We start from the raw sequence: 7,297 nt of genomic DNA on the forward strand, positions 1-7,297 counted from the left end.
CTAAATAACTAATATTCCATAATTATATCCAAAGTCGAACAATTAGACTGCAGATGTTTGGGATGTCATTTACTAGGGTTTCATAATAAAACCAGCGTAAGAAATACACGTAGACTCCTCGGAAATAAAAGTCAATTTCCTTCGTGCGATGATAATGCTTCCGACGCCCTTCTTGTCCTGCGGGAGCAGAGGCATCGGTGAGACCCCATGATGCGCTTGCGTCTACAAGTAATGCTACGCAGTGGGCTTCCTCAGCGCAAGGGTGCTAGGAAGCCTAACCAAGTAGTTCCCTGGCTCACCAGCCGCCCGCGGAAAGCGAAGTGTATTTCTGTAGCGGTGGAGAACATACTACTTCATAGTTTATCATAGAAAAAATCCGAAATTATTCTATAAAAGGATAATTTCGGATTTTACGTTATCTAATGCACTTTTGTTTTAACTCCACTGAATTGCTTGAGCAATGATTAGCATGACAATGGATAATCCAGCCCAAAATACAAATAATGGTAGGAAGAATTTGATCCATTTTTGATAAGGTACACCTGCTATAACCAATGCTGCCATAAAGTATCCTGAAGTTGGATATAGAATATGTGCAAACCCATCACCTAATTGGAAGGCAAGTACAGCTGTTTGTCTAGTTACTCCTATAATGTCAGACAGTGGAGCCATGATTGGCATCGTTACTAAAGCTTGTCCACTACCAGAAGGAATAACAAAGTTAATGATTAATTGGATGAAATACATGCCCACAGCACCTAATATTGGCGGCAGATCACTAACTACATTTCCTAAGCTGTAAACGATAGTATCCATTATTTGTCCATCTTCCAATACAACGGCAACTGCTCTTGCTACACCGACAATGATTGCACCCACTAAAACATCACGAAACCCTTTATTGAAACCTTCAGCAATCTCTACAGTAGATAGACCAGCGATTAAACCAACAACAATTCCCATAAAGATAAATAGACCTGACATCTCAACCATAAACCAACCATGTCCGATAACACCATAGACTAGAATTGCAAAGAAAACAAGAGTAGCAATTGAAGCATATTTTTGCCTTGTTGTTGCTGTTCTTTTTTCTACTTTTTCTGCATTACGGTATAGTTCTCTTTTTTCACGATCATCTTCATATACGTAACTATTTAATGGATTTTGTTTGACTTTGTTTGCATATCGCATAATAAACAGTACGGCTAATGCAACAGCTAAAATAAAAATAATTAAACGGAATCCTAATCCTGAGAAAACAGGGATTCCAGATATTTTTTGCGCTAACCCTGTATTGATAGGATTCAATACCCCCGCAGCAAATCCAACGACTGTCCCACAAAGTGCGATAGCTGCAGCAACGATGGAATCATAGCCCAAAGCTATTAAAAGTGGGAGGATAACCGGTATGTAAACCAACGATAATTCGGGAGTCCCGATCAGTGTTGCAACCGTTGCGAATACAGTTGTTAAAATTGGTATTAGTAGAATACTTTTATTCGCAAACTTTCTTGATAAACTATCAACAACTATTTCAATTATTCCAGTTTGACGAAGTACCATAAACATTCCACCTATAATAAAGGTGAAGAATACGACTTCTCCTGCATCAATCAACCCTCTAGGAATAACAGTAAGGAAATCAGTAATGCCAACAGGTGTTTGTTCGACTGATGTGTAAGAATTTGCATCAATTGTAATTCTGCCCTCTGGACCAGGTACTCTTTCATACTGTCCGGCCGGTACGAAGTAAGTTGCTACAGCGGCAATTGCACTAAATAAAACTAAAATAACATATATATGTGGCATTTGAAATTTACTTTTCTTTTGTTCTGGTTTTGCTGTATTCTGTGCCATGTAAATTCCCCCGTTTCATTTGATTAAATAAAAAAAGAATGATTTCTAAAACTTAAAATACTATTTACTGCCCCCCAATAGTCTTAAGAATTATAAATATTTAAAAATGTAATCGCATACCATGTTAAATTAATGTCATCTCACTGTCATTGTTCTTTTTGACTAAATATTTTTCATTTTTTTTTGTTCATAATGAATAATGTTCTGTAATAAGTACTGACTATAAAATAAAAAGACCACTTCTTTTTCGCATGACAACAAAAAAGAAGTGGTCTTTTTCGATATAGAAATTAGCATTAATCTAATCTGTAAAAAAGTTACGTACTAATAGGGCGGTTCTCAGTCTTAAAGAATTATCAGGATCATGAATATTATATTGTAAGATTTTTTTACATTTTGCTATTCGATATTTTACAGTGTTACGATGGACAAATAAAATTTTGGACGTCTCAGTAATCTCGCAATTGTGATCCAAATAGACACTCAATGTGTTTACTAAATCTTTTTCCTCATTTGTAGTTGGGAATGCTAGGGATCGTAATGTTTCTTTATAAAAATCTCTTAGATTCTCTCCTGGAATGGTTCGTAATAATTCTTTTAATTCTTTTGTTCGATAAAACTTGATTACTTGTTTTTGGTTAAGAGCTGTACCGGTAACGAGAGCGTCAATCGCTTCTCTATAAATTACAGGTAGTTCAATAATTTCATTCACAAAATTACTAATACCAAATGATATGGACGTCTCAAAATCCTTAAACATTCGAATTTGAAACTTATTAATTATTTCAGAAATAGAACGTTTTAATGTTTCATTAAACTCTTTAGGGAATTGAAGAATAATTACAAAATATTCATTTTTCATGAAGATAATATGTTCAATCTCGTATTTAGAGAATGTATTCACGAATAAGTCATATATAAAATGAGATAGATTATTAAACTTTTGCTCTTGTTGAAAAATGTTTGTATTCCTATCCTCATCCAATTTACATACAAGACAAGCGTACTTTTCATCTGCCTTTAATCCATAATGCTTTCCACGGTGGATTACTTCATCTGTTGATTGGTAGTTACCGTCAACAAGTGAACTAAAGAAGTTATTTTTAACCACTCTCTCATTTTCCTTAACTGCTTCATTTTTAACCAAAGTGGAAGAAATAACATTCGAAGCTTGTTCGATTACTGTATAAGAAGTTTCTTCAGAATCAAATCCCAATAAAGCTAACATATGTGGGTATGGATGGGAAGTTTTTACTGGGAAGACGGTGATGTTACACGGTTTATTATCAGTCGTGATAAATTCTGTTGTAACATATTTCTCCTTTAAATCATTATATACAATCGTTTCCTGTAAGTGACTAGTGATTTGCTGTTTTACTTCACTCATATCGGAACCTCGGAATGCTTTTGAGCAAATTAGTGGGGAGATTATCGGGTTATATAAGATAACCGGACTATTTGTAAGATACCCCAATTGATCCACTAGTGATTGAAGAGTGGCCCCTTTTAACATCATATTTGTAAACTTCTTTTGCACTTTGTAAGCACTGAAAAGATCATCCATTTTATTTTCCCATAAAAACTGAAGTAAGTGATGTCCTATTTCAGTTAGAGTAATGGTATTGGGTATACTTATAATTGGAAAATTTAAATCATTGGCAAGATCGATTACATCTTCAGGTATTTCGTGTATGAAACGGTTTAATTTAATTCCAATACCTGTACATGTAGACTTATCTAATTGTTCAATCAACTGATAAAGACCACTGGGGTTATCTTTAAAGGAAAATCCAGTAGTTAATAATAAAGAATGTTTTGAAACAAACTTGGTCATATCTGGTGTATCTAACGTTTCTACCGATTCGACCAATCTATCTAAGCCATTTTCGCCAGCAATTACACTCGAACCCTGCATAACGTCTTGAGACAGTAGTTCTTTTAGTTTTTTCATAGATGTCCCCCTAATTAAGCAACCTTTATGTTGCTCAAGATGTAACAATATATATAATAATTATATTATACATTTTGGACAAATTGAAGAGGTAATTTTAGTCATTATAAACATACTGAGTTAATAGAAAAAACCGAACTAAGCCAATTTGGTTAGTTCGGTTCTGATTGGATCGTTTACTTATTCATAAATGGTTCCTTTTTTGAATTTAGAATCTTTGAAGGCAAATTTCGTGATGAGTGGATAAATAATCGCAGCAGATACGAAACCAATAATCCATGCCAAGTCGACGAATATAAAGGCTAATGCTGCAGCAACTAACATTGCTATAAGTGCAGCAGGGTTTACCCCGGTGAACTGTCCTTCTTTCTCATATAACTCATCAACATCAAATTTTTGTTTTCTTAGTAAATAGTACTCAACTAATAAAATGGCAACCATTGGTCCTAAAAATGCAGAATAGATAAGCACGAACATGTCTAGCCCCTTCGCATTGTCATCTTGGACAAGCACCCATGGGAATGAAACCATAGCTAACAATCCTGTAATCGTCACAGCAATTTTATAGTTTAGTTTCGTAAATAACTGTATAACGTAGGTGGGTGTAACGATATTTGCTACCATATTCACTGCAATGGCACCGAAAACGATAAACACAGAGATAAATAAATCAACATAAACATTATCGAATAATGCAGGTAAACCAAGTGCTGGATTTGTATATCCAGTTACGGTAGCAAGCATTGCACCGACAGCGATTACCGAACCATATGCAATTACAATAGGCAAGAAATATAGAAGCCCACGTTTTGTGTCACTATAACCTGTCTTTAATTCTCTGGAATAATCAGCAGCACTTAAGAAAATAGCTGCATAGTTACCTAAGAAAACCATGATATATCCGAAAAACGCTAATCCCCAAGTACCTTCAACAGAAACCCATGTGTCCATAATTTCTGCGCGATGATCCTTTATAAGAATAAAGAAAACTGTTAATACAATTCCCATGAGAACAACAGAAGCTACGGATTCCACCCATTTAATACTTTCGAATCCCTTCATGGAAAGTAAAATCTGTATAATCAGTAAAATAATGAATCCAACTGCTACATTATCAAACGCACCATCAGATACAATTTTAAATATCTCGTTTAATGCTGTTCCACCAATCCAACTTTGTATTCCGTACCAGATTACTGCAGGAATTGCACGAAGTAGAGAGGATATAAGTGTTCCTTTGCTACCAAATGAAAGTTTTAATTGGGTTACATAAGGAATCCCTGTCCTATAACCAACCCGGTCATTCAGAGCAAATAAAAGTGAAATAATCCCGATAGCTATTAATGCAGCAGCCATCGTTTGCCATACGTTTAGTGTTGCAACACCAACAACAACGACACTAGCCCCTAATGTCATATTCCCCATGTTTACACCATCGCCAACCCATAGAGCCATATAACCAAGGGCACCTAAATTTCTCTCACTTTCACCTAATGGTCTTAATGAATCATTTTTATCAACATTATCTTTTGAAGTATTACTGTTATGATCGACCATATTTGTTCACTCCTATTTTAAATCGGTCTTGTCAACCTATTTTTGTTCCTTTTTAGAGTTATTATGTATCAATCGATAATTCTTATTTTAATTTTTATACAGAATAGTGGTAGGTAGTGAATGTTTACAAGTGAAGCACAACTTCGTTAGTAATGACTGGATGTAATTTAATGAGGTTAATATAGGAAAACTCTTTTCCACTCCTTTTGAATAAATTATCAGATTGCTCAAATCCTAATTCATAGATATTAGCCAAAATGTTTTGTTATATGTTAACAAAATTGAACAAAAAGCAATATGTTATTTAGTTGTTTTGAACAATGACTTAAGCGTCCATGTTATATAAAATAAGTGATGTTGATAGCCATTTAGTACAAAGTTAGTTTACCTACCAGCGAGAAAACTTTATGAATTTAATAAGAAAGATGATGTGATAAATATGAAGAATGTATTAGTAAAAGCAGACAATTGGTTAGGTGGTTTACAATGGTTAATGTTTATTTTCGTAAACACTGTTGTCGTACCAATAACAATCGGTGCTGCTTATGGACTTAGCCAAGAAGCAGTAGTAAGTACCATGCAATTCTCATTTATTTTAGGTGGGCTTGCGTGTTTGTTACAAGTATTTGTTGGACATAGAAGACCAATTATGGATGGGCCGTCTGGACTGTGGTGGGGTGTTATTTTAGCACTTACATCAATGTCTGCAGCACAGGGCGTACCACTAGCTGAAGTTGGTGGAAGTATTGCCGTTGGTGTCATTATTGCTGGGGTATTAACAATATTAGTAGGGATCACTGGCTTTGGTTATTATTTAGAGAAGTTATTTAATCCAAGTGTTATGGGAACGTTTATGTTCTTATTTGGGGTATCACTTTGTATTAGCTTTTTAAAAGGGATGTTGGGGATTCCATCAGGTGGTGGAAGTGAAGCCACTATTGATGTAGCAGTAGGAATATTAGCCCTTATTATTGCATTAGTCGTGTTAATTTTAACTATTAAAGGTTCGAAAAAAATTGCACAATATTCTATGCTAATTGGTATTGTTATAGGCTGGCCACTGTTCGCAGTACTACTAGGATCAGAAAGTCAATTAGGTGGTGAGGTTTCAACTTCTCTAGAGTTGTTCATCTTCCCATTAGGTGCCCCTGCTTGGAATATTGGAATCATTATTACAGTAGTAATTACCGGTATTTTAAACTTATCCAAACAATACGGTTCAATCAAGGGTACTGACATCATGTATGAAGACGATCCTTCTACAAGTAAGGACTATCGTAACTCATTCGCAATTACTGGTGTATTTAGTATTTTTTCAGGAATATTAGGTTTAGTACCTTATTCGCCGTTTGTTTCATCTATTGGATTTATTCAACAAACAAAGATTTATGAAAGAATGCCATTTATCTTTGGTTCAGTAATGTTTCTTATCATGGGAATAATCCCTCAAGTTGGTTATTTCTTTACACTTCTTCCATTAAGTATAGGTTCTGCTGTACTATTTGTATCTTATGTAACACTATTTGGTTCAGCTTGGGATTGGTTTAAGAAAGTTAGTTTTAACACAACAAATGTTTATCGTTCGGCAATTCCTTTGTTTACTGGATTAGTGTTGATGGCTTTACCAGGTTCAGCATTTGTAACTTTACCGGATTATCTACAACCATTACTATCTAATGGACTGTTAATGGGTACTATTCTAGCTCTGTTATTTGAGAATGTAATGGATTGGGATAAAGTTGGTTTAGAAGAGCAAGTAACGGTAAATACAAAAAATATATAATTAAATGGAGTTTTTAGGACTATGGTGGAGAGCTCTTGATACCCGTAGCAGAAGAAATAGAGGTTCTACGGTAATCGAGGAGAGCTCTCGATGCCCGTAGCAAAAGAAACAGAGGTTCTACGGTAATCGAGGAAGGGTCTCGATGCCCG

4 protein-coding genes are annotated in these 7,297 nt (G+C 35.0%); 1 reads left to right on the forward strand and 3 read right to left on the reverse strand.

Features of this window, described 5'->3' with window-relative positions:
• Window positions 1-435 precede the first annotated feature (435 nt).
• From BUB12_RS16935 to BUB12_RS16945, 3 genes are all read right to left on the reverse strand, one after another.
• Window positions 436-1,857 carry a YfcC family protein gene (locus BUB12_RS16935; RefSeq protein WP_072892092.1) on the reverse strand — a complete coding sequence of 474 codons (1,422 nt, stop codon included), beginning with the start codon at window positions 1,855-1,857 and terminating at the stop codon, window positions 436-438.
• A 301-nt stretch (window positions 1,858-2,158) separates the two neighbouring features.
• Window positions 2,159-3,808, reverse strand: a complete 1,650-nt coding sequence (locus tag BUB12_RS16940) for a PucR family transcriptional regulator (RefSeq protein WP_072892093.1) — start codon at window positions 3,806-3,808, stop codon at window positions 2,159-2,161.
• A gap of 180 nt (window positions 3,809-3,988) precedes the next feature.
• Entirely contained in the window at window positions 3,989-5,365 is a 1,377-nt protein-coding gene (locus BUB12_RS16945; RefSeq protein ID WP_072892094.1) for an NCS1 family transporter, read from the reverse strand.
• 439 nt (window positions 5,366-5,804) lie between these two features.
• On the opposite strand from BUB12_RS16945, the gene BUB12_RS16950 reads away from it, so the two are divergent.
• Window positions 5,805-7,148 carry a uracil/xanthine transporter gene (locus BUB12_RS16950; protein WP_072892095.1) on the forward strand — a complete coding sequence of 448 codons (1,344 nt, stop codon included), beginning with the start codon at window positions 5,805-5,807 and terminating at the stop codon, window positions 7,146-7,148.
• Window positions 7,149-7,297: the final 149 nt, after the last annotated feature.

Source organism: Ornithinibacillus halophilus (assembly GCF_900129485.1).
Lineage (GTDB): Bacteria > Bacillota > Bacilli > Bacillales > Amphibacillaceae > Ornithinibacillus > Ornithinibacillus halophilus.